Raw genomic sequence first — 19,893 nt, 5'->3', positions numbered from 1 at the left:
GCTACAGCTCCAGCAGGTCGTTGGGGATGGCGACGCGGTAGTGGGCCGTTACTTCGCCGGTCATTTCATCGCGGTAGATCTCGGGGATTTCCACGGCCTCAACCTCGAAGCGCCTGGGGAACTGCTCGGCGGTGAGGTCGTCGGCCACGGTCCAGTTACCCGAGAAGCCCAGCCGCGAGTCGTCATACGGCGGGATCGACGCACCGGTGATGGGGTTGTTCAACCGCCCCCCCAGCTGCGTACTCAGAATCGGCGAACCTGTGATCGGCGGCAGACTGGTGTCCGGCCGGGCAGGCGTTGTCAGCGCATCGCCCTCGCCTCCACCACGGCTGATCGCAACGCTGATCGTGGTGATGGCCGTGCCGGCTGCGATGTCGATGCGATGCTGGATGCGCCGGCACTTGCCCTGCGCCATGGCGCGATCCTCGAGGCGCAGGGTGTGGACCAGGTCCACGCCCAAGGCCAGGTCGGTCGGCGTCTGCCAGCTCAACGTGGTGCCACGGTGTGCGCTCAGCAGTTGCACCGCCCCGCCATGGATCAACGTACGCAGCGCATCGGTGCGCCGCGCTTCATCGGTCAGGTCCGTAGCCGCCGGCAGGCCCGCCACCGGCCTGTTCGACTCCCATTCGTCAGCCTGGCTGCTCTCGATGGCCACGCTGCCGCTGTCACGGGCGATCACCTGTGTGGCTTCGTCTTCGCCACCGGCAGCGGTGAGCAACAGCTTGTAGTTCTCGGTTACCTGCTGCACCCAGCGCCGCGCACCGGTCGCCGTGGCGCTGAGCCAGAGATTGTCGAAACTGTTCTGCCATGGCTGCCCATCACCACATGGGTCGGCCATGTTCAGCGGCAACTTGAAGCCACCGACCCCGCCAATCAACGTCAGCCCGGCGCCGTTGATGGCATCGGTGATCATCTCCGTCGTCGGCAGCTCGCTGGTCCATGCTCGCCACTGGCAGAATCCAGAGATGCCGGTGCTGCCGTACTCCGGGTGCGACCAGCCGAAGCCCTGAACGTGCTGCCACAGCCGGGGGAATCGGTAAGCGGCCTCGATTTCCAGGCGGTTGGTGACCTCATCCAGATCGCTTGGGTCGAGCTGCACGCTCTCGTGCAACGTCGTGCCCAGCCCGAACACAAAGTGCGGCGTACTGGCTGCCCGCCATGCGGTCACCCGCAGCGACCCATCAGTTGCGCAATCGAGGCTGGCTGCGCGGCTTTCCATGCGTTCCTGGGCATACTCCCAGTGGCTGCGCCCCGTCGTGGGTTCGAACAAGTCCGACGACCACACACCACCTGTGAGTGCATCAATCTCATCGATCGCCATGGCCTCGACGCGCTGCTGTAGCCGATCGCTGCACTCGCAGGCCAACAGGTTCCAGGTCAGGTCTAGGGCCGGCAGTTTGAGGGCGCCGGTGAATAGGCGCACCTCAGTCACCACGCCATAGCGGTCGCGGCTGATGTAGTCCAGGGTAACGGCCCTGCCCTTCCAGTCCTCCGGATTGATCGGTTCCTCTGGCATCAGCAGGACGAAGCCGGCAGCGGCGGCGGCGCCCTCCTCGCGATCCACGTCCAGCTCACCGGTTACCCGGTCGGTGAAATCCTCACCGTCGATCAGCAGGCGCACGCGGGCGTTGAAGCTCTGGCCTCGCACCACGTTCACCGGCTCGTAGGCGTCACCCAGGGCGACAGCAAGCGGGCCGCTGGCCAGCGGCTGTGCTCCGATCAACATGGGTCAGTTCTCCAGCCAGGTCAGTTGCCAGCTGTGCGTATTGCCGGCGCTGTTCTGCGTCTCAGATGGGCGGTCACAGAACACCGAAAATACGGGCATCCAGCACACGCGGTAGGCGGTTGCGCCTTCCACTTCCGTGAGCGTGGCGACTCCATCGACCACGCTGCAGGGCGTCCTCACCCAATCGCGCCCCACCAAAGCCAGGCCCCACGCGGGGAAGTCAGGGCGCGGAGTTCCGAGCAGCGCGTAAACCAGTCCAGGCCCGCCGACGGCCTGTACCTTGGTACTCCGCAACTCCAGCGGTCCGCTGTAGTCGAGGCCGTCGAGGCCTGGCGGCATCCAGCCTTCTGCGCTGATGGTGCCCTGGTACTTCTGCCACAGCGTCTGCTTGACCAACGCACCGTCGCTCATGCGGTGCAAGGTGCCGCCGCCGGCTGGTTCGAGCGTTTCGACCGGCACACCAGCATGCAGCTCAAGCGGCAGACCGCCGAGCATGATCCGTGGGTTGCTCATTGATGGGGCTCCAGAAAAAACAAAGCCCGCACTGGGCGGGCTATCGACGGCGCATGCTTGGGCCGAACTTGTTGGCGAGGCGCTGCAGGTTCAGTGCCTCCTGTGGCGAGGCATAGACCGTCGCCTCATGCCCGCCCAGTTCCAACAGCAGACGCCCCAGGTCAGGGAACACAGGGCCATCCAGCTGCTGCTGAAGCTCAGGGGCCAGAGAGGGAATCGACGGCACCGGCACGTTCCCCATCACCCCGCCCGTGGCGAAGCGCGGGGTGCGCAGGTTGTTGAGCTGGTGGATCAGGTCCGCGCCGTAGTACTGCACAGCTCGAGCATTGATGACGCCCTCCCCGGTGGAGAGGCGCGCCAGGATGCTGTCGCTGGTGCCGGTGCCCGGGCCGCGCAGGATCCCGCCAGTGGCGAACTGTGGCACCTGCAGATCACGAATGACCGTGTCCTGAGGCGCTACCAGATCTTTGATGATCGGCCCGTCAGGGCTGACCACGCGCACCGGGATCACCACCTCTTTCTGGCTCAACTGCGCAACCAGGGTTTCAATGGTCGAGCGCACCTGCTCGACGGTAGCGTCATCGGTTTTCACCGATACCGGCAGGTCCTTCAGCTGCGCCGCCTGGTCCTTCAGCTGCTGCATTTCGTCGCGGATGCTGGCCAGCTTGTCCTCGGCGTTGCTCTGCTCCAGGTCGTTTGCCGCCAGTTCGATCTGCTGCAGCTCCTTGATGAAGCCAGTGAACCCGTAGGTGTTCTCGCCGGCGGCGGCCAGGTCCTGCAGCATCTTCAGCGCTTGCTGTGCCAGGCGCTGGGCGCCCTCCACATCACCATTGGCCAGCGCGTTGCGCGCCCCGATCTTCAGGTCCTGTGCAGAGCTGTAGCTGGCCTCACCGGTACCACCCAAGCCGGCCAGCGCCTCCTGGTACCGCTGCTCGATCTTCAGGCGATCGTCGCGCACCTTCTGCAGGTCGGTGAGCGCTTTTTTCTCGGCGCTTACCAGGGCCTTTGCTCCCTTCTCAGCTGCCTTGATCTGGCTCTTACGAAGGGATTCGATGTTGGCGATGTAGGTGGCGTAGTCAGCTCGCTCTTGGCTTCGCGCCGCCTCAGCCGCGTCAGCTGCTTCTTTGGCCAAGGCCTCTACTTCAGCATTGAGCCCAGACTGCTGCTCAACGATTGAAGCTCGAAACGCGACCAGCGAATCTCGCTTCGCCTGCAGCTCCTCTTTGCTGTAGAGCAAACCGTCGATGGTCGTACTCAAACCAGTACCGGCAAGGCTCCGATCAAGATCAGCGATCTGCTGGTCGACCTTGTCCAGCTCAGTAACCAAGCCTTGAGAGTTCGCAGCAATGAAGGCGATGCGCTTTCCGAAGTCGGCGAACTCGGAGGCCCCCTCAACCACGGTACCCGCCAGAGATGCGAGTGCGGACGCCAACTTCACCAGGTTATCGACCACAACGGGATCGCTCAGCGTCCGGCCAAGACTGTTGATGCTATCGATTAGAGGCTGAACATTTGCCTGCCCGATTCCTTCACGCCAGCGATCACCCAGCTTGGTCATCGCGCCACCTACTGTATCAGGCAGCGTCTCCGCTTCCTGCCGCAGCGTATCAAGCTGCCCAGTCAGGGCATCCGTCACTACCTGGGCAGTAAGCTCGCCTTGCGCCGCCATCTCTTTCAGCGCGCCAACAGGCACACCAATGCCATCGGCCAGGGCCTGCATCAAACGCGGCGCTTGCTCAGCGACGCTGTTGAACTCTTCGCCCCGCAACGCACCCGCCCCCAACGCCTGGGCAAACTGGATGACGCCGTTCTCAGCCTCCTGCGCCGTGGCACCGGATACCCGGAATGATGTCGAAACCGCCTCGGTAACAGCGAGGATGTCCTGCTGGCTGCGACCGGCCTCACGCAGTGGCCGACTGATACGCCCGTAGAGCGTGATCAGCGACTGAACTGGCGCCTCGGTTTCCTGGGCAATGCGGCTAAGCTCGCGCTGGGCGACGTTGAACTCATCCTGGCTGGTTGTGGCAAGGCGCAGACGGGCGTTCATCAGGTTGTAGGCATCGGCGGCACGGGAAACCGCAGATATGGCAGAGACCGCTGCATAGCCGGCGCCCACCGCACCAATCGCCCCACCCATGCCGCCAGCCAAGCGTGACACTCCGCTTGCCTGGCGCTGCTCGGCGTTCATCTCGCGCAAGGCGCGCTGAGTTTCACGCACACGCTCGGTCATCGAGCGCTGAGCAATGGCCAACTCTTGCGTGGTCAGCTTGCCAGAGGAGCGCAACAACTGGTACTGCGTGCGAACCCGGCCGATCTCGCCCTGCAGCTCACGATACCGGGTTACGCCAAGGTTCTGCCGAGCTGCCTCCAAGCCGGCAGCACGCTGTTCACGGACCAACTGAGCCAGTGCGGCAGACTGAGCACGGATGCCTTGCCGTGCCGCCTGGCTACGCTGCAGTTCAGCAGCGGCCGCCCGCTGCGCCTGGGTGCCTTGGTCGGCAATCGCGGCGCGCATGTTGCGCAGCTCGGTCAGGGTCTGGCGGACTCGCTGGTGATAAACCGTTTCTGCCTCCGATCGCTCACGACCAGACAGGCTGGCATCCGCCATCACTTCACGGTACTGGGCACGAAGCGAAACCAGTGACTGCTGGGTTTGCTCGATCCGCCCCACCCCGAGGGTACGCTGTGCATCCAGGCGGCGCTGTTGTTCGGCAGCATCGGCGGCAGCTGCCGCTTCAGCCTGAAGGGCAGCTTGTGCATCGTTGCGGGTTGGCCCAGGCGCCGAGGCAGCACGCAACTGCCGCAGCGCAGCGAGGGTTTGCGTGACGCTGCGTCGGTAGTTGGCCTCAGCCTCGGCGCGCTGCTTGGCGGACAAGTCACCTTCAGCCATGACCAGGCGATATTCGTTGCGCAGCTCCACCAGCTGCCGCTGGGTCTGCTCGATCTCGCCAACACCAAGGCTGGACTGCGCCGAGCGTAGCCGCTGATCCGCCTGCCCTGCACCAAGCGCGCCCTGCAGCTCCTGCCCCAAACGGCGCTGTTCGGCGACCAGATTGCGGGTATCAACTCCAGCAGCTTGTAGCTCGCGTCGACGGCGGGCCAGCTGCTGTTGGGCCGAGCCCTCCGCGCGCTCCAGCCGACGCAGCTCATTCACTGCATCTCGGTACTGCGCCGTTAGCTGCTTGCTCGGCTCAGCAGTCCGCGCAAGCTCATCACCCAGCTCGCGCACGCGGTCACGCGCCGACCGTGTTTGCCGCTCAGTGCCTTCCAGGCTGCTCTCCAACTCACGGAAGGCATTCACCTGGCGCAGGGGCTTCGCCAGTTGGTTCACCAGCCCCTGATACTCCTTGCTCAGGCTGCCGATGCCCTTCACGGCGTTATCGACGTCCGCAACCAATCTCAGCTCAACGTCAGCCATACATCACCCCTTGATTGCGTTCAGAAACAAAGACCACGGGTAGGCCCAAACGCCGTGATGACCAAGCCGAACCAGCTGGCAAGCCAACTTATCCAGGTCTCTCAGGCTTGCTTCAGCAGGCTGGCCGCCTTGGCCAGCAGCCGAAAAAAACTGGGGTTTGCCTCCTTGCAGCCGTCCACCAACTGTTCCAGGTCACTGGGCAGCATCTGCTCCAGTTCCTCGACTTTCAGGCCGGTGAACAATGGCAGGTCCGGCAGGCGCAGATCCTCGAGCAACAGCTCGTCTACCACGTCGCCGCCTGGCCTTGGCTGCAGCAGCCCCCGCACCTGGGAAACGGTCAATTCCATGCAGCAAACGCGCACACCGCCGCTAATGGTTTTGATGACGGACCTACCAATAGCGCCTTCGCTCATATCAATCTCCGGGCAATAAAAAACCCGCCGAAGCGGGTTGCGTGTTCTTGCGGGCTCAGCCCTTGAACTTGATCAGTTTATTGAGGGCTCGATCCGTACAGATGAGCCGCACCGAGTTGCCGTCGTCGAACTCGACCTCTGCGGCGTTATGCTTCTCAGAGGCGAAGCCGCCGAGACCGCCGAGGAACACCCCAGCAAGCAGCCCCAACGGCCCAGCTACGAGAGCAAGCAACAGCCCGAGCAAGCCAGCGCCGAGCAGGGCCCGACCAAGGCTGAACTGCCTGTCGGATACTTCGCCCGCCTCAACCCGGCGGATTTGCTCAGGCCTGTAACTGGCCTTCTTCGATGACTCAACGTGCAGCCTTCCGCCGCCGATGAACGCCGAGCCTTTGATTCCGAATGTCCCTGATGTGATTCTCATGATCCCTCCCATTGCTATGGCAGGGACTCTAGCCCATTAGAGCCAACGCCGAAACCAGGCCATCCTTGGCCGGGCGATCACTCCACGTCCTTGATCACCATGTACTGCGACAGGCCGGTGCCGACCTTGGTGGCGTCCTTCTCCACCTTGGCGGTGAACTCCATGCCCTGGAACTCGTCGCCGATGAAGCTCAGGCTGGCCGGAGAGTGGTTGACGCGGTAGCACTCGATCACCACCGGCTTGCCGCTACGCGCTTCGTTGAGGCCAACGAACACATGGCGAAAGCGCTTGCCAGAGCGCACCAGGGCCTGGATGGTAGCGTGCTTGGCGTACGAGTAGTCCACCTCTACGGCCATCCCTGCATCGGTCACCGCGCCGCCCTCGATGATGACCGGGAAACCGGCCGGGTCCAGCGTGTAGTCGGTATCCAGCACCAGCGCGGCGCCGCCTGCTTCCGGGGTGACCACAACGTCGGTGGCGCCGGGGTTGGCCAGCATCAGCAGCGCGCCAGGGTAGGCAGTGTGGGGCTCGGCGGTGACGGTGCCGGCGGCCACGTCGGCGGTACTGCCGAACATGGCGCGCGCCATGTTCGCAGCCTTGAAGTGGCGGGCATTGTAGGAGACCGTCAGTGACTGAATGCGCTGCACCGACGCGTCCAGGCCGCCACCTGGCGTGGTGTAGTCCTGCTCTTCGATCTCCTGCACCTGCGCTTCATAGCTGAGGCTGTTGCAGTTGCCGATGAAAATCAGGCCCTTCGGGTCGTCGAGGTCCTCGATGTACTGTTTGCCTGCGCCGAGGAAGGCGCCGCGGAGATCAGCCATTGGTCACTTCCTCCTGCTGACCGCCGATCACACCCTGCTTTTCCAGCCAGGCCTTCTGTTCAGCGGTAACCTTGATTTTGTCGCCAGCCTTCAAACGCTGACGACCATGGGTGTGGGCCTTGCCGAGGATTACCTCGACCTTTTCCATCTGGCCGCTCTCGGCCGCTTTGGTCTTACTCATGTGTCACTACCTCTGATGACGATGTGAAGTTGCAGGGGGAACAGCAGGGTGCCGGCTGCTAGGCCGTCACCAGGGGGGAACAGCTGGGCGGGCTCGAAGCTGACCTTGTACGGGCCAGGCCGACCCCACGGGTTGGGCGTGCCGCCGCCGACCATCACGCAACGGGCGATGTCGCAATACAGCTCCTCGAGTAGTTGGCGGTAGTTGTCGCCGCCCTGCACTGCGCCGACTACCCGCCGCCCGATGCGCAGCTCCCGCGCATCTCCCGCGTCATCGCCCGGCACATACAGGCCGGGCTGCAGGGCGATGAAAGGGAACACCAGGTCATCGTCTTTCATCAGGTCGCTGAGCCAGCCTTCCTTGATGCGCGTGCCCGCGTCCGTCAGGTAGCCATTGGCAGGCGTGATCTGCCCGAGGCGGTCGACCAGGGACTGGTCCGCCTGCTTGATGGGGTTGCTCATAGGTCAATGCGCCTCAGTTGGCGTTCGGTCTCGGCTTCGAGCTTGCGCTCAGCGTCGGCGCCGATGTCTTCCAGCTTGGTGTTGAGGACCTGCGAAGGCGACGGGCCGTGCAGCACGTCCAGCGGCAACCGGGGCTTGCCGATACGCTCGGCAATCAGCCCGCCCTTGGGGCCGATGGGCGCGATGAAGGCGCCCTCGTTCAGCTCCGTCCAGCCTTTGCCAACATCCACCCGCACGCCGGCCGCTACGCGCTTGCCGTTCTTCCCTTGCCGCCACAGCTGGCGGTGCGGGAACTGGCTGAGCGTTACGCCACGCGAGCGGGCGTAGATGATCACGCGCAGGTCTTCCGGCGTGGCGGGTATGAAGTTGACTTCCTTCTGGATGTAGCTGGGCTTGAGGTTGATTTCGTCGCGGATCTCGCGCCAACTCTGGGTGCGCGTGCTGCGGCCTACGGTGTTGAGTGCCAGCTGGATGGCTCGCCGCAGCTTGTCCGGCGCGCCATCGAAGCGGGCGGCATCACCACGGAACTCGACCCGCACACTGTCATAACCGGCCATCAGGTCACCTCCAGCAGCTCCCAGCGCTCGACAATGCCGTCGGTGTCAATGAAGTCGTGCAGCTTGAACCGGCCTTCGGCCAGCTCCAGCAGTCCGCCGCGCTTGCCGCGCACCTGGTGGGTACGCAGCGAAGCAACGATCTTCACCGAGCGAAACATGCCGTCGGCACCGGTCACCGCTACGTCGCGGCCCAGCATCACCTCGCAACCAAACGCCGCGCCATTGGGCGGCGTGTAGGTCGGTTTGCCCTGGCAGCGATCCTCCCCGAACACGCGGAAGAGGCTGTCATCAGCGCGCCGCATGAGTCGGTCGAAGTCGCTGCTCATGGTCAGTCGCCCGGGTTTTCATCACCAGTGCCGTCGCCAGCACCTGGTGCAGCAGGTTCAGCGCCGGATTTCGCGCTACCAGTGCCGGACTCGACGATCAGGCCCTTACCGAGCAGTTCCTTCACCAGAGCCTTGGGCACTTCCTGTGGCTCGGCACTGGGCTTGATGACGAGTTTCTTGCCCTTCTCCAGGGTCTGGATCGTGGCTTTTACGATGTACTTGGCCATGCGTGCATGCTCCATGGGCCGCCTGATCAGGCGGCCTGTTCAGATGGCGGCCGGTCAGGCCACGGTGATGACGACGAACTCATCGGCGTCGAACAGCGCCGGTACCGGCGCAGCCTGCGTCTGCAGCCACTCGACGCTCGGGTTGTCGGTGAACCAGTTGCTCGGGTAGCGAGTGGTTTCCACGATGCCCATGGCGTTAGCCTTGGCATCCTGAATACCGCCGTAGGCGATGACGTTGTCCGCGCTGGCGGGTGCCATCAGCAGTGTGTTGTCGGGCATGTAGTTGATCTTGTCGCCCTCGCCGTCCTCGTACTTGCCCGTGTAGACGATGATCTCGTACTCGCCGAAGAAGCCCTTGCGCATGACTTCCTTTTCCAGCTGTGGGCCCAGCTCGAGCTGGGAGGTGCTGCCGCGCCGCGTATCCAGCTTTTCCTTCACCGCCTTGAAGCGACTGAAAAGGCGCCAGGCCTTTTTGTCCATCACCAAAGCGCTGACGGTGCCGTTGGCTTCGGCTGCCCAGTCTTCCAGGTCGTCGGTCGGGTCGTAGGTCTCCGGGTCGACGGTGTCCCACTTGGCAGCACCGGCCAGCACCACCTGGTTTTCCGGGCTGCGGCCGTAGTCGACCTCCTGGGACTCGTAGTCCTCGCCCTCGACCACGACCTTACCGGTGAGCACCGCCTGAACGGCCATCCATTCCTCACGAGCAACGATCTCCTGCTCGTGGTCGTTGAGGATGTCGGCACGGATCGCGTCCATGCGCTGGGCAGGGCTCAACTCGCCGTTCAGGGCTTCACCTGGGCGGCGCTTGAGCGTGCGGCTTGGTTTCACCGGGTCGGTCGGCTTGACGTAAGCCGGCGTGAAGGTCAGCAGCTGACCGCCACGCTCGCGCCGTGCCCGGCCCGAGGCCATTGGCGAAACGAACGGCGCCAGACGCACGCCTTTCTTGATTTTGTCGAAGGCCACTTCTTCGGTACCGAAGGTGGCCACGGTGGGGAAAAACATCTGGATGAACAGCGGGGTGAACTTCGGCAGGATCTGCTTCACACCCAGCAGAGTGGTCGTATCGTAGCCAGCGGCCATGGTTCGGTTCTCCTGAAACGAAAAAGGCCGCTTAGCGGCCTTGGGAAAGGTGTTGCCCGCCGTTAAACGGGCAGCTGCAGGACGATGGGGGTGCCGACAAATGCAGCGAGTTTCTGCGCGGCGGTGACACCGTCAGGCCACACCACCAGCTCGGGATTGAAGCTGCCACCATCGATCAGCTGCGCCTCGGCATCAGCAGCACTGGCATCGACGGCGTACAGGCTCAGGCGCACCGCTTTTTCAGAGCCGTCAGTGGCGGCAGGGTCCCAGGCCACGAACTTGCCGCTGGCGGTAACCTGACCGAGCGGAGTCCGCGCGGCCAGGGTTTCGCCACTGGCGATGGTCCCCAGCGCCGTGTGGTACGGGTGAGAGCCGGTGATCCAGTTGTCAGTTGGTTCGTTGACGATGCTCATGCGAGTTTCGCTCCCGTGGCTTGGGCCCAGCTGCCTGCGATGGATTGGGCCAGGTTGGGTTTGCCATCACCACCACCCGAGGTGAGGTTCGGCTGTTCTTCTTGGGCCATCATCTTGTCCAGCGCGGTGCTGGCATCGAGGGTGGCGCCCTGTTCTTTTTCAGCCGCAGCCAACATCGCGCCGGCTTCTTCAACCGACATCGAGGTGCTGAAGGCCAGATGGTTGGCCAGCTTGCCGCGCCCTTCGGCTTCGGCGTGCTGCAGGATGCCCTGCACGCGAGTGCGCTCGGCACTTGCAGCAGCGGCGGTATCGCCGGCGGCCGGTGCCTCGCTGCCCGCCTGGGCGGGCAGCGCAGCTTCGGCAGTCGGCGCGGGATTGGTACCGGTCATGCGATTGACTCCTAGGGTTGTGACCCTGCCCTGGCTGGACAGGTATTCAGAGAACTCGGCGACCGCCTCATGCCCGTTGACCAGGGCATCGGCGAAGCCGACGTCGATTGCCGCCTGGCCACGGAACACCGCAGCTTCGGTGGCCAGCACGGCCTCGCTGGTAATGCCCAAATTGCGGGCTACCAGCTCGGCGAACTGTTGGCGGAGCGCGTCGGTGTCGGCCTGGAAACGGCTCAGCACCTCGTCGGGCAGATCCTCGTAGGGGTTACCGTCGACCTTGCGCGCACCGGAGTGGATGAGCGTGACCTTGATGCCCTCCTGCTCAAGGTAATCCTCGTAACTGGCATGGGCCATCACCACACCAACCGAACCCACATACCCGGTCTGGGTGATCAGCCTGCGGTCCGCCGCGCTGGCCAACGCCATGCCGGCAGAGCACGCCGAGTCACAGGCCATGGCCCACAGCGGCTTCCCAGCCTGTTGGGCAAGCTGCCGCAGGCGATCTGCCGTGTCGAAGCAGCCGGACACCTCGCCGCCAGGCGTGTGCATGTCCATCAACACGCCCTTGACGTCGCTCTCGGCGAGCATCATTGCGAAGCGGTTGATGATGCCGTCGTAACCGGTCATACCGCTGTACGGCTTGAGGTAGCCGGACTTGTGGGCCAGGGTGCCCTTCACATCCAACAGGGCGATGCCATCCACCACCTGAAACAGAATCTCTTCTTCACCCCAGCCGTTGACCCGGGTCTTGTTGTAGGTGCGGGCATCCACACGCAGCTTCTGCCCCATGTCGATGGCGCCCTGCTCGTCTTTCAGCTCGGCGATGTTCAGCCGGCTCCCCAGCGCGCTGAAGAACACGCGGGCATACGCCGGCTCCAGCAACAGAGGTGTGTTCAGCACCCGGCTGGCGATTTGCGGATAGTTCATGGTGTGCCCTACTCGGTCGGCTCGGTCTGATCCGGCGCCAGTTCTTGCGTAAGCATCCAGCTCGGCGGCGGCAGGCCTGCCTCGCGGCGCTCGTTCATCTCGCGCACTTGCTGCGCGAAGGTTTCCTGATAGTCCTCACCCAGCAGAGCAAGCTCCTTCTCGTAGGTGCTCAGGCCGGACTCGATGCGCAGCACCGCTTCCTTCACCTCCTTGAGCCCGTCGATGGCCAGGCGGCCGGAGCCAATCCACTCGCAGTTGCACCACGAGGCGCGCGCCTCGTAGAAACCACGGCTCGCCTTGCGAGGCAGAGTCAACAGGCGGCGTTGCAGGGCCTCCTCGAACGCCAGCACGAACAGGTGCGTGGCGAAACGAGCAGCAATGACCTTGCGCCGGCCCATGTAGTAGCGCCACCCCTCCATCATCGAGGCGCGCGCGCTGCTGTAGGTGCTCTGCCGATAGTCCCTGGCAAACGGCTCATACGGCAGATTCAGCCCTGCCGCCATCCAGCGCAGGATGCTCGACTCAAACTCGGCATAGCCGTTGTCGACGTTGCCGCTGGTCTGCAAGTGCAGCTTCTCGCCAGGCCACAGGTGCGGAATCTTCACCCCGTTCAGGGCCAGCTTGCTGCCGCTGTTGAAGCTGTTCACCGCCATCATGTACTTGGCGATCTTGTCGACGTGCTCATCACCCGCGCCGATCAGCTCCATGGCCGCGTCGTTGCCCAGCTCGCTCTCGATGGTCGCCGCGTACATGGCGTTCACGATGGCGTTCTGCAACTTGGTGTGCTGCAGCTTGGGCAGCATGTGGCTCTGCTCCAGCACCGTGAGAAACTGGTTGGCGCCACGGGCCTGGCCGTCCTCGCTTGGCTCGAACACGTGGATGAACTTGATGCGCCCATTGGCTGCCTCGCGTTCAACGCGCCGCCACTCACCGCCGTACCCAGTGCCCAACCCAAGGCCGCCTGGACTGAGCTGGCGGATGTGGTAGGCGATCGCCACGCCGTTCCGGTCAAACTCGACCCCGGCGCGCAGGCTAGCGGTGTCCGCCCGCTCACCCGGGTTACCGATGCGCTTGGGGCTGACCATGCGCACGGCGGTGCGCATCGGCGTGCCTCGGCGCTCGATCCACTCAGCGGCCGCCGACACTTCGCCGAGCCGGGTGTGAGTGCCGATTGCCTCGCGCACCATCATGGTCGCGGTGCGCTTGCGCTCAACATCGAGCCAGCAGCCAACCGGGTCTTCTGCGAACTCGAACCACCAAGCCTCGACATCCTGCGCAAACGCACGGGCGTCGGCGTCGGTGATGCCGAGCATTCGCCAGCGCGGCTTGTAGCTGAGCCGGAAGAGGTGCCCGACGATGTTGTCGATGTGCAGCTGTACCCCGTTCGCCGCGAAAGCGTTATTGCGGGTGACGTCCTCGGAGCGGGCGTTGCCCAGCTTGAGGTTGGGCAAAAGTGCGGCGTCTACCGTCTGCAAGCGCGGTTGCCAGCGCTCTAGCTGGCCACCGAACCCGCCGCCCGCACCCTGCCAGGTACTGAGCTGTTCGCGTGCCGGCAACCCGTTGGGCGCCAGGATCTGGACCTTGCTCATACGATCACTCGCGCCGGCCGGCGCCGGCCTTGCGCGCCGACGCCCAGCTGGCCCTCCAGTTGGGCGATGTAGTTCTCAAGGTCACGCCGGTTGGTTTGTTGAAACCAGACGATCTTGCCGTCTCGCTGCACGCTGACAGTGCTGCGACCGGTAACAAGCAGGTGCAGCGCTTCGCGTGCCTCATTGAGTTGCTGCAGGGTAGCCATCAGTCGTCTCCGTTCATCAGCCGACCCAAGTCGGCCAGGCTGACTGCCTTCTTGGCAGCAGCAGGTTGAGTTGCTTCCGGCTCCAAGGTCACCGGCACCTGGTCATCGGCCTCGGCCAATAGGTCGACCTGCATCAAGCCGGCCTCGATGTCGTCCCAGTCCTCAGGCTTCTTCAGGTGCAAGCGCATGTAGCGCGCCAGGTGAATCTGGTACTGCTCGCAGTCCAGCGCTTCGTTGGCCGCGCCGGCCTTCTTCTGGTAGACCTTCTTGCCGCCGTGCTTGCGGCTCGGCGCCTTGACCTCGGCCAGCAGCTGGTCGAAGTAGTCCGCTCGCACGCCCTTGTACGCATGCATGCGACCTGGGCCGCTGCCCGTCAGCTTCAGTCGCTCGAACAACAGGTCTTTCGCTTTGGTGCCCCCGACCATGTACACCTGCAGGCCATAACGCGAAGCTTTGGTGCTACTGGTGTTGAGGTCGATCTTGCGCGGAGCCGTGAGGATCTCGGCATCGACGTTGGTGCTGCCCTTGATGGCCAGCAGCTTGGCGAGGCGCTTCTTGCGAGTGCGCACGTAGTGATACACCGCATCGTTGGTTTGCCCGTCCGATGAGTCGATGCTGGCCGCGCTGATATGCAGGCGGTAACCCTTGGCATGCGAGTACGAGCCAAACAGAATGCGGTCCAGCTCCGCCCACACCGGGTCGGTTTTGTCTGAGGTGCCGCTCTGCGCAGCGATCTCAGTCCACAGCACCAGCCAGCTTTCCTCGCCTCGCCCCCACGCCCGCAAGATCAACGCAATGCGGTCGTGCTGAACGTCGACGGTGAGGAACAGAATCAAGCCGCCGCCAGGCACCACCAGTTCGCGGTATTCCTCGCAACGCTCCCGCAGCTTGTCGGCTTCGGGCAGATCGGTGCGGTACTCGTAAGGACGCCCCTGCTTCTGGTTGACGAACTTGATCAGTTGCTTCGGGTCGCCGGCGTCGGCCAGCTTCTCGGCGGCCAGCTGCTCGCGCACTAGGTCGGCGAGCGACGTTCCCGGCAGGCAGGCATACAGCTCACTGAGTTCCATGAAGCCGGCCTTGCCGTAGAACGGCGCCGTAGCCACCCAGCCGCACATGGGGTCACCGCGCTCGACGGCCTCATACACCGTGCGACGGATGTTCTCTTTGCGCTGGTTGTCGTCCCACATCTCACCGCAGTGAGGGCAGGCATACCGAGCTGTCTCGGGCCTGGCGTAGCCGTACACCTCATGCGGCACGTCACCTTTATCAGGATCACCACTCAGGTAGGTGATGTGCTCGAAGTCGAGCACGTGACTGTCCCCGCAGCCGTGGCAAATGATGGGCAGTACCCGTTGATCGGTCTGCTTCAGCCGCTGCTCGGTTTTCGACAGCCCTTTGAGCGATGGCGTACCGCCGACGACAGTCTTCGACCCAGGGTAGCGCTTGACGCGCTCCTCAAGCAGGCCGATAGCATCGCCCTGCCCCTTCACGTCGTCGCTGGTGTCGTCAGGCTCTTCCACCACGGCTAAGCCAACGCTCGACGTCGACTTCACGTTACCGGGCGAGTTGGACGCGACCAGCTTGAGGAATCCTCCAGGGAAGCCCTTGTGATTCCAGCGGTTGCCGGACTTCTTCGCCGTCTCGACATCCACCAGGCGACCAACTGGCTCGTTCGCACGAATGGCCGGCACCAGCTTCTCATCATGGAAGTTCTTGCCGTCCATTTCCTTTGCGAACAGCACCATGATCGGCATCGGTCGACCAGTGATGCGCTTGAACAGCACCGCGATCATGAAATAGGTCCAGCCGATCTGAGCCGCCTTCATCAGGTCGACTTCTTTGACGTCTGGATCATCCAGGGCAGCAGCAACGCCCAGGAAGTAGGGTGTGTAGTAGAACTCGTAGAGCCCGTGCAGCACACCAGCCTCGGCCGGCAGGTAGAACTCGCTCTCGATGTACTCAGCCGTCGGCTGATCCTTCGGCGGGTTGAACTGCTGGGCCGCGTCCAGCAATACGACGGCCAAGTTTATCCGCATAGCCTGCAATTCGGCTGACTGTAGATCCAGCAATGCGGTTCACCCCGTCGCGGTCGACCGTCACCTGGTGCTCGGCCTCGATCTGCTGGACGATCTTCTCGACACCGCTCTGATACTCGCGGTTGGCGAAGCCTGCCCAGTCCTTCAAAGCCAGCGCAGCGTCTGCAGCCGGTACCAGCGTTCCCAGTTTCTCGTGATATGTCAGGCGCCCATTGGCAGCCTTGACCGTGGATTCTTCAATGCGGGCGTTGTTCAGAGCCTCGACCTGGCTGCCGCCGCGCCCCGCTGCCTTCTCGCGCAGGTCGCGGATGTAGGCGATGCGGATCTCATCGAGGCTCGACACCGTCCAATCGATGTCCAGCGCCTTGAGCACGTCGCGGCAGTTACGCTCGCTCATGTCCAAGTGCTGAGCAATCTCTTTCTGTGAAGGCATGAACGACTCCCAAGCACCGGAATAGACAGGCCCGGAAGCGGAACCCCCTATGCGCCCGTCTATCTGCAAAAACATCGCGGTCTACGTCGCCGCATGGCGAGGGGGTGCCAGGAAGGACCCGCCCCTCACGGCGCATCATCCGGACTGCGCACCTCGCCAACACCCGCACGCTTGGCCAGCCAGCGTTCGTACAGCCCACTGGCTACGTCGGCGCCCATGGTCGCCACCACGAAGCCCACCGCAGCAGCCACCAGCACATGCGCGCCGGCAGCCCAGATCAGGAGCAGCGTGCTAAGCCCGAATACCACCGAAGCCCCAGCACGAAGCACAACCCGATGCACCAGGTCCCAGCCGCGCAGCCCTGCCTTGTCGGCTCGCCACATCTCGCCCGAGAACCCCGCGACAACCGAGATAACCACGACCACCCACAGCGGAAGTTCTGCCAGGGCCTGCTGTTGCTCCTGCGTCATACCGCACCTCGAATAAAACGCCCGACACGTCACCGGGCTGGCCAGCAGCTCTGCCTACCGCCGACACAAACAAGAAAGCCCCGGCAACTGCCGAGGCTCGTGATAGGTAGCCCGTCCCTGGGCAAGGCGCCACGACCACCGGGGCGCCATAAACAAAAAACCCGGCGCGGTGGCCGGGTTTGTTGAGAAGCCGCCTAAGCGCACTTCTTCGAAGATGGCTGATTTATACCCCTCCATTCTCATGGCAGCAAGCGGGACGCCCTGCCACCCCTGCAATCGGCGGCAACGCACCGGAAAAAAACGGACATATACCGAAACTGGCTACAGCGCCGCAGGCCAACGACCTACCGGACTCACTACCGCACCAGCAGGCAGGACGCAAAACCCCCAGCAAAAACAAGGCGCTGCCCACCGTCCCACTTATTTTTAATCTTCTCGTGTATAGAGAGAGATTAATAAACGCTGCGCGTAACGCGCGCGCGTGCTCCTGCCTGCCCGCCTCATGTGCGGGTGTGTGTGGGAGGTGGGACGGAGAGACAAGCCCAGCAGGGGCGCGGGCTGTAGAAGTCCCGCCAGCAAAAACGCGGGCGGGACAAGCCGGGGCGGTGCGACAGATCACGCCGCCCGCTCCAGCAGCATACCTGCAATCGCCACGTGTGCGGCATGCAGATGACGATAGAACTGCGCCTGGCTGCACCGGCACGCCCTGTACTTCTGGCTATCCATTCGATGCGGGTCACGCACCAGGTAGTGCTCACGCACCACCACGGCAAGCTGCGCGTCCAGATGCTTGTTCACGATCAGCTCGATGTCGGCGCTGTACGGCAACAGCATGCGCGACCCACCCCGCGATCCACGGATCAGCTCGCCCTTGCAGTCCATCAACTGCCCCAGCACTGAGCCGCCCGAGCCACCACTAGGCGGCCCGCCATGCATATCCAGCGCCCACAGCTTCAACATGTCATCCATTTCAGGAATCAAAATGCGGTCTCCTGTCGAGGTGGCTGCGGCTTGGCGCCCTTCTTCCACTCGGGCGGCCGCATGTACACATAGCCACGCGAGCCCGTTGGCCTGTCCGGCTTGCTCTGCCGGCGCCGTGGCCACTTGAGCCGATGCATGATCTTGCCCACCCGCATCTGCTCCGGCTTACCCCAATGGCTCGGGTCGATGTTCAACGCCTTCTCAAGGATCTGCGCCCCCGTCACGCTCTCGCCGGCAGTCGGCTGGCTCAGATACGCGATGATGGGTTCCTCCCACATATCCGCCTGATAGCGCTGGTCCTGCTCGACTGCGAACAACTCAGCCTCATCACGCTCCACCCACCAAGGGTGCCCGGCGCGATAACAAGCTACCGCCTCGGCCCAGATCTGATCGCGCTCGGCCCGGAGGCCGTCCAGTGCCACCTTCGTACACATCACCGGCCAGTAACGCCGGTTGCCCGTATCGTCTTTCAGGTATTCATCTTGGTTCGTCGTACCCACGAACACGCACTGGCGCGGCACATCCAGCACCCGTCGCCCATAGCTCTCCCGGTACGTATCCACCGAGGCCGAGAAAAACTGCTTGGCGCGCGTCGACTCTGCCTTGTTGAACGCATCCAGCTCGCCCAGCTCCACGATCCACTTCCCCCGGATCGCCTGATAGCCATCCTTGTCGCCCAGGTTGAACGGCGTATCCATGAACCACAGCCCGCCAAGGATCGACATCGAGGTCGACTTACCCGCGCCCTGGGCACCCTCAAGGATCAACACCGAGTCCGCCTTGCAGCCCGGCTGAAACACCCGAGCCACCGCAGACAACGGCCAGCGCTTACTCACCTTGCGCGCATACTCGCCATCAGCCACACCAAGGTGCCGCTGCAGCCAGGTCTCCAGCCTCGGCGAGCCATCCCACTCCAACCCATCAAGGAACTCGCGCACCGGGTGAAACGCATTGTCATGCGCCACCGCGTTCACCGCCTCCACCACATGCGCAGTCTTCACCCGCAGGCCGTAGGTCTCGGCCAGCCAGTTCATCACCTTGATGTCATCGAGGTCGCTCCAGTCCCCGGCGCTGCCCCCATACGGCGGCGTGCGCAACTTGCGGATCTTCGAGCTGAACGAATCGAACGCAATCACCTTGTTCCAGCGATCATCGTTCCCCAGGATCAACGCCACGTTGTACGGGTGAGCGATCATCCCGCCCTTCTCCGCATACTGCAGCTTCTCCCGCCAGGGCGCGTCAGTGGCAGGCCGCACAACCGCCTCCACCTGGCGCTTCACAGCCTCAAGCCCCTCGGCGCAGTGCAGGTCGTTGAAGTCCGTCCACTTGTCCTCGCGCTCGCTATCGAACACCGGCAGCACAACCCGGCCGCCCGTGATATGCGCCGCGTTCTCGGCCTTGATCCGCCCCACGTTCACCAGCTTGCCCTGAATGACCGTCTTCCAGTCATCGTCAGCGCAGAACACCAGCGGCCGGCCCGGATAGCGCACCCGCAGCCCCTGCGCCACCGGCAACAGGTTGCCCGCATCGAAGCACACCGCCACCGTCAGCGAAGTGGCCATGTACAGGCTTGCGCCCGTCGCGTAACCCTCGCATACCAGAATGGTGTCGCCCGGCTCAGGCTCCGGGCCGAGCAGGTGCACAGCCCCTTCCTTTTCCAGGCCATACGGCCAATAGGTCTTGTTCCGCCCCAGCTTCGGCACCACAGCCGGGAACAGCACCTGCAGGCCGACGATATCCCACGTCTTCACACTGCGCATGGGCACCAGCGCCGTGCCTGACTTACGCTTGTAGCGCAGGCCAAAGCCGCCTACGCGCTTGGCGTCCAGGTACGCGCAGTGCCCCTTCTCCTCCAGATACTTCCAGATGCCAGCGGCACGGCGCGCCGCCGTGCGATGCTTCTTCTGCTCGGCCTCGGCAGCCTTGCGCTGGCCTTCCTCGGCGCGGGCCTTCATGACGGCGCGATCCTCGGCCGAGATCTTGCCGCCCTTCGGCTTGATCTTCTGCCAGCTGCCCTTCTCGCCCGAGCGCCAGTCACCGAAGGCGCCGCAGTAGAAGGTCTCGCCCTTCGAGCCCATATGCTCATAGATCACATACCAGCCCGTCTTTTCCGGTGCCTTGTCGCCCTCGACCTCGCAACGGGTGCGCTTGCCGATCACCAGCGGCGTTTCCGGCTTGAGGTCGCCGGCCTGCAGCTGGGCCAGCACGTCATCGAGTAGTTCGTGACGGTCAGTCATTGAGCACCTCCCTATCAGCGCAGTAGGCACGCCAGTTCGCGGCGTCAACGCGCAGAGACACTTCGCTC

The 19,893-nt window shown here is 63.7% G+C and carries 21 protein-coding genes; all 21 read right to left on the bottom strand.

The features are described from left to right. Window position 1: 1 nt before the first annotated feature. On the bottom strand, window positions 2-1,726 hold the full coding sequence (locus JLK41_RS09145; protein ID WP_244976487.1) for a hypothetical protein: 1,725 nt from the start codon (window positions 1,724-1,726) through the stop codon (window positions 2-4). Between the two features lie 3 nt (window positions 1,727-1,729). Beyond that, window positions 1,730-2,239 carry a hypothetical protein gene (locus JLK41_RS09140; protein WP_210390828.1) on the bottom strand — a complete coding sequence of 170 codons (510 nt, stop codon included), beginning with the start codon at window positions 2,237-2,239 and terminating at the stop codon, window positions 1,730-1,732. A 40-nt stretch (window positions 2,240-2,279) separates the two neighbouring features. Further along, a complete protein-coding gene (locus tag JLK41_RS09135) occupies window positions 2,280-5,657 on the bottom strand; it encodes a tape measure protein (RefSeq protein WP_210390827.1) in 3,378 nt (1,125 codons plus the stop codon). 101 nt (window positions 5,658-5,758) lie between these two features. Continuing rightward, on the bottom strand, window positions 5,759-6,070 hold the full coding sequence (locus JLK41_RS09130; protein WP_210390826.1) for a hypothetical protein: 312 nt from the start codon (window positions 6,068-6,070) through the stop codon (window positions 5,759-5,761). A gap of 55 nt (window positions 6,071-6,125) precedes the next feature. Beyond that, window positions 6,126-6,491 carry a hypothetical protein gene (locus JLK41_RS09125; RefSeq protein WP_210390825.1) on the bottom strand — a complete coding sequence of 122 codons (366 nt, stop codon included), beginning with the start codon at window positions 6,489-6,491 and terminating at the stop codon, window positions 6,126-6,128. A gap of 77 nt (window positions 6,492-6,568) precedes the next feature. Then, the gene (locus tag JLK41_RS09120; protein WP_210390824.1) at window positions 6,569-7,312 is read right to left on the bottom strand and encodes a phage tail tube protein; all 744 of its coding nucleotides are present in this window, start codon (window positions 7,310-7,312) and stop codon (window positions 6,569-6,571) included. After that, a complete protein-coding gene (locus tag JLK41_RS09115) occupies window positions 7,305-7,493 on the bottom strand; it encodes a DUF7210 family protein (protein ID WP_210390823.1) in 189 nt (62 codons plus the stop codon). The genes JLK41_RS09120 and JLK41_RS09115 overlap by 8 nt, the downstream gene beginning before the upstream one ends. Further along, complete coding sequence (locus tag JLK41_RS09110; RefSeq protein ID WP_210390822.1) at window positions 7,490-7,954, bottom strand: hypothetical protein; 465 nt, start codon at window positions 7,952-7,954, stop codon at window positions 7,490-7,492. The genes JLK41_RS09115 and JLK41_RS09110 overlap by 4 nt, the downstream gene beginning before the upstream one ends. Further along, entirely contained in the window at window positions 7,951-8,511 is a 561-nt protein-coding gene (locus JLK41_RS09105) for a phage tail protein (protein WP_210390821.1), read from the bottom strand. Before JLK41_RS09105 ends, JLK41_RS09110 begins: the two co-directional genes overlap by 4 nt. Beyond that, the gene (locus JLK41_RS09100) at window positions 8,511-8,837 is read right to left on the bottom strand and encodes a hypothetical protein (protein ID WP_210390820.1); all 327 of its coding nucleotides are present in this window, start codon (window positions 8,835-8,837) and stop codon (window positions 8,511-8,513) included. Before JLK41_RS09100 ends, JLK41_RS09105 begins: the two co-directional genes overlap by 1 nt. 2 nt (window positions 8,838-8,839) lie before the next feature. Then, on the bottom strand, window positions 8,840-9,064 hold the full coding sequence (locus JLK41_RS09095; RefSeq protein ID WP_210390819.1) for a hypothetical protein: 225 nt from the start codon (window positions 9,062-9,064) through the stop codon (window positions 8,840-8,842). Between the two features lie 54 nt (window positions 9,065-9,118). After that, window positions 9,119-10,144 carry a major capsid protein gene (locus JLK41_RS09090; protein WP_210390818.1) on the bottom strand — a complete coding sequence of 342 codons (1,026 nt, stop codon included), beginning with the start codon at window positions 10,142-10,144 and terminating at the stop codon, window positions 9,119-9,121. Between the two features lie 62 nt (window positions 10,145-10,206). Next, window positions 10,207-10,557 (bottom strand): head decoration protein, encoded by a 351-nt coding sequence (locus JLK41_RS09085; RefSeq protein ID WP_210390817.1) that lies wholly within the window; start codon window positions 10,555-10,557, stop codon window positions 10,207-10,209. Beyond that, a complete protein-coding gene (locus JLK41_RS09080) occupies window positions 10,554-11,804 on the bottom strand; it encodes a S49 family peptidase (protein ID WP_210390816.1) in 1,251 nt (416 codons plus the stop codon). Before JLK41_RS09080 ends, JLK41_RS09085 begins: the two co-directional genes overlap by 4 nt. 77 nt (window positions 11,805-11,881) lie before the next feature. Next, complete coding sequence (locus JLK41_RS09075; RefSeq protein WP_210390815.1) at window positions 11,882-13,462, bottom strand: phage portal protein; 1,581 nt, start codon at window positions 13,460-13,462, stop codon at window positions 11,882-11,884. Further along, the gene (gene gpW / locus JLK41_RS09070; protein ID WP_210390814.1) at window positions 13,459-13,668 is read right to left on the bottom strand and encodes a gpW family head-tail joining protein; all 210 of its coding nucleotides are present in this window, start codon (window positions 13,666-13,668) and stop codon (window positions 13,459-13,461) included. Before gpW ends, JLK41_RS09075 begins: the two co-directional genes overlap by 4 nt. Next, complete coding sequence (locus JLK41_RS09065) at window positions 13,668-15,692, bottom strand: phage terminase large subunit family protein (protein ID WP_210390813.1); 2,025 nt, start codon at window positions 15,690-15,692, stop codon at window positions 13,668-13,670. The genes gpW and JLK41_RS09065 overlap by 1 nt, the downstream gene beginning before the upstream one ends. Continuing rightward, window positions 15,628-16,137 carry a hypothetical protein gene (locus JLK41_RS09060; RefSeq protein WP_210390812.1) on the bottom strand — a complete coding sequence of 170 codons (510 nt, stop codon included), beginning with the start codon at window positions 16,135-16,137 and terminating at the stop codon, window positions 15,628-15,630. Before JLK41_RS09060 ends, JLK41_RS09065 begins: the two co-directional genes overlap by 65 nt. 125 nt (window positions 16,138-16,262) lie before the next feature. Next, window positions 16,263-16,607: a phage holin family protein gene (locus JLK41_RS09055; RefSeq protein ID WP_210390811.1), complete on the bottom strand. Its 345-nt coding sequence runs from the start codon at window positions 16,605-16,607 to the stop codon at window positions 16,263-16,265. Between the two features lie 615 nt (window positions 16,608-17,222). Next, window positions 17,223-17,588 (bottom strand): PA0613 family protein, encoded by a 366-nt coding sequence (locus JLK41_RS09050; RefSeq protein WP_210390810.1) that lies wholly within the window; start codon window positions 17,586-17,588, stop codon window positions 17,223-17,225. Further along, window positions 17,585-19,825 (bottom strand): virulence-associated E family protein, encoded by a 2,241-nt coding sequence (locus JLK41_RS09045; protein ID WP_210390809.1) that lies wholly within the window; start codon window positions 19,823-19,825, stop codon window positions 17,585-17,587. The genes JLK41_RS09050 and JLK41_RS09045 overlap by 4 nt, the downstream gene beginning before the upstream one ends. Between the last annotated feature and the right edge of the window lie 68 nt (window positions 19,826-19,893).

The organism is Ectopseudomonas khazarica (assembly GCF_017915135.1).
Lineage (GTDB): Bacteria > Pseudomonadota > Gammaproteobacteria > Pseudomonadales > Pseudomonadaceae > Aquipseudomonas > Aquipseudomonas khazarica.
The sequence above is the reverse complement of the archived record's forward strand: the minus strand, read 5'-3'. Positions and strand labels throughout refer to the sequence as shown.

Coding starts and splice junctions, on each gene's coding strand:
- JLK41_RS09145 (WP_244976487.1), bottom strand. CDS start 1,726: ATGTTGATCGGAGCACAGCCGCTGGCCAGCGGCCCGCTTGCTGTCGCC.
- JLK41_RS09140 (WP_210390828.1), bottom strand. CDS start 2,239: ATGAGCAACCCACGGATCATGCTCGGCGGTCTGCCGCTTGAGCTGCAT.
- JLK41_RS09135 (WP_210390827.1), bottom strand. CDS start 5,657: ATGGCTGACGTTGAGCTGAGATTGGTTGCGGACGTCGATAACGCCGTG.
- JLK41_RS09130 (WP_210390826.1), bottom strand. CDS start 6,070: ATGAGCGAAGGCGCTATTGGTAGGTCCGTCATCAAAACCATTAGCGGC.
- JLK41_RS09125 (WP_210390825.1), bottom strand. CDS start 6,491: ATGAGAATCACATCAGGGACATTCGGAATCAAAGGCTCGGCGTTCATC.
- JLK41_RS09120 (WP_210390824.1), bottom strand. CDS start 7,312: ATGGCTGATCTCCGCGGCGCCTTCCTCGGCGCAGGCAAACAGTACATC.
- JLK41_RS09115 (WP_210390823.1), bottom strand. CDS start 7,493: ATGAGTAAGACCAAAGCGGCCGAGAGCGGCCAGATGGAAAAGGTCGAG.
- JLK41_RS09110 (WP_210390822.1), bottom strand. CDS start 7,954: ATGAGCAACCCCATCAAGCAGGCGGACCAGTCCCTGGTCGACCGCCTC.
- JLK41_RS09105 (WP_210390821.1), bottom strand. CDS start 8,511: ATGGCCGGTTATGACAGTGTGCGGGTCGAGTTCCGTGGTGATGCCGCC.
- JLK41_RS09100 (WP_210390820.1), bottom strand. CDS start 8,837: ATGAGCAGCGACTTCGACCGACTCATGCGGCGCGCTGATGACAGCCTC.
- JLK41_RS09095 (WP_210390819.1), bottom strand. CDS start 9,064: ATGGCCAAGTACATCGTAAAAGCCACGATCCAGACCCTGGAGAAGGGC.
- JLK41_RS09090 (WP_210390818.1), bottom strand. CDS start 10,144: ATGGCCGCTGGCTACGATACGACCACTCTGCTGGGTGTGAAGCAGATC.
- JLK41_RS09085 (WP_210390817.1), bottom strand. CDS start 10,557: ATGAGCATCGTCAACGAACCAACTGACAACTGGATCACCGGCTCTCAC.
- JLK41_RS09075 (WP_210390815.1), bottom strand. CDS start 13,462: ATGAGCAAGGTCCAGATCCTGGCGCCCAACGGGTTGCCGGCACGCGAA.
- gpW (WP_210390814.1), bottom strand. CDS start 13,668: ATGGCTACCCTGCAGCAACTCAATGAGGCACGCGAAGCGCTGCACCTG.
- JLK41_RS09060 (WP_210390812.1), bottom strand. CDS start 16,137: ATGCCTTCACAGAAAGAGATTGCTCAGCACTTGGACATGAGCGAGCGT.
- JLK41_RS09055 (WP_210390811.1), bottom strand. CDS start 16,607: ATGACGCAGGAGCAACAGCAGGCCCTGGCAGAACTTCCGCTGTGGGTG.
- JLK41_RS09045 (WP_210390809.1), bottom strand. CDS start 19,825: ATGACTGACCGTCACGAACTACTCGATGACGTGCTGGCCCAGCTGCAG.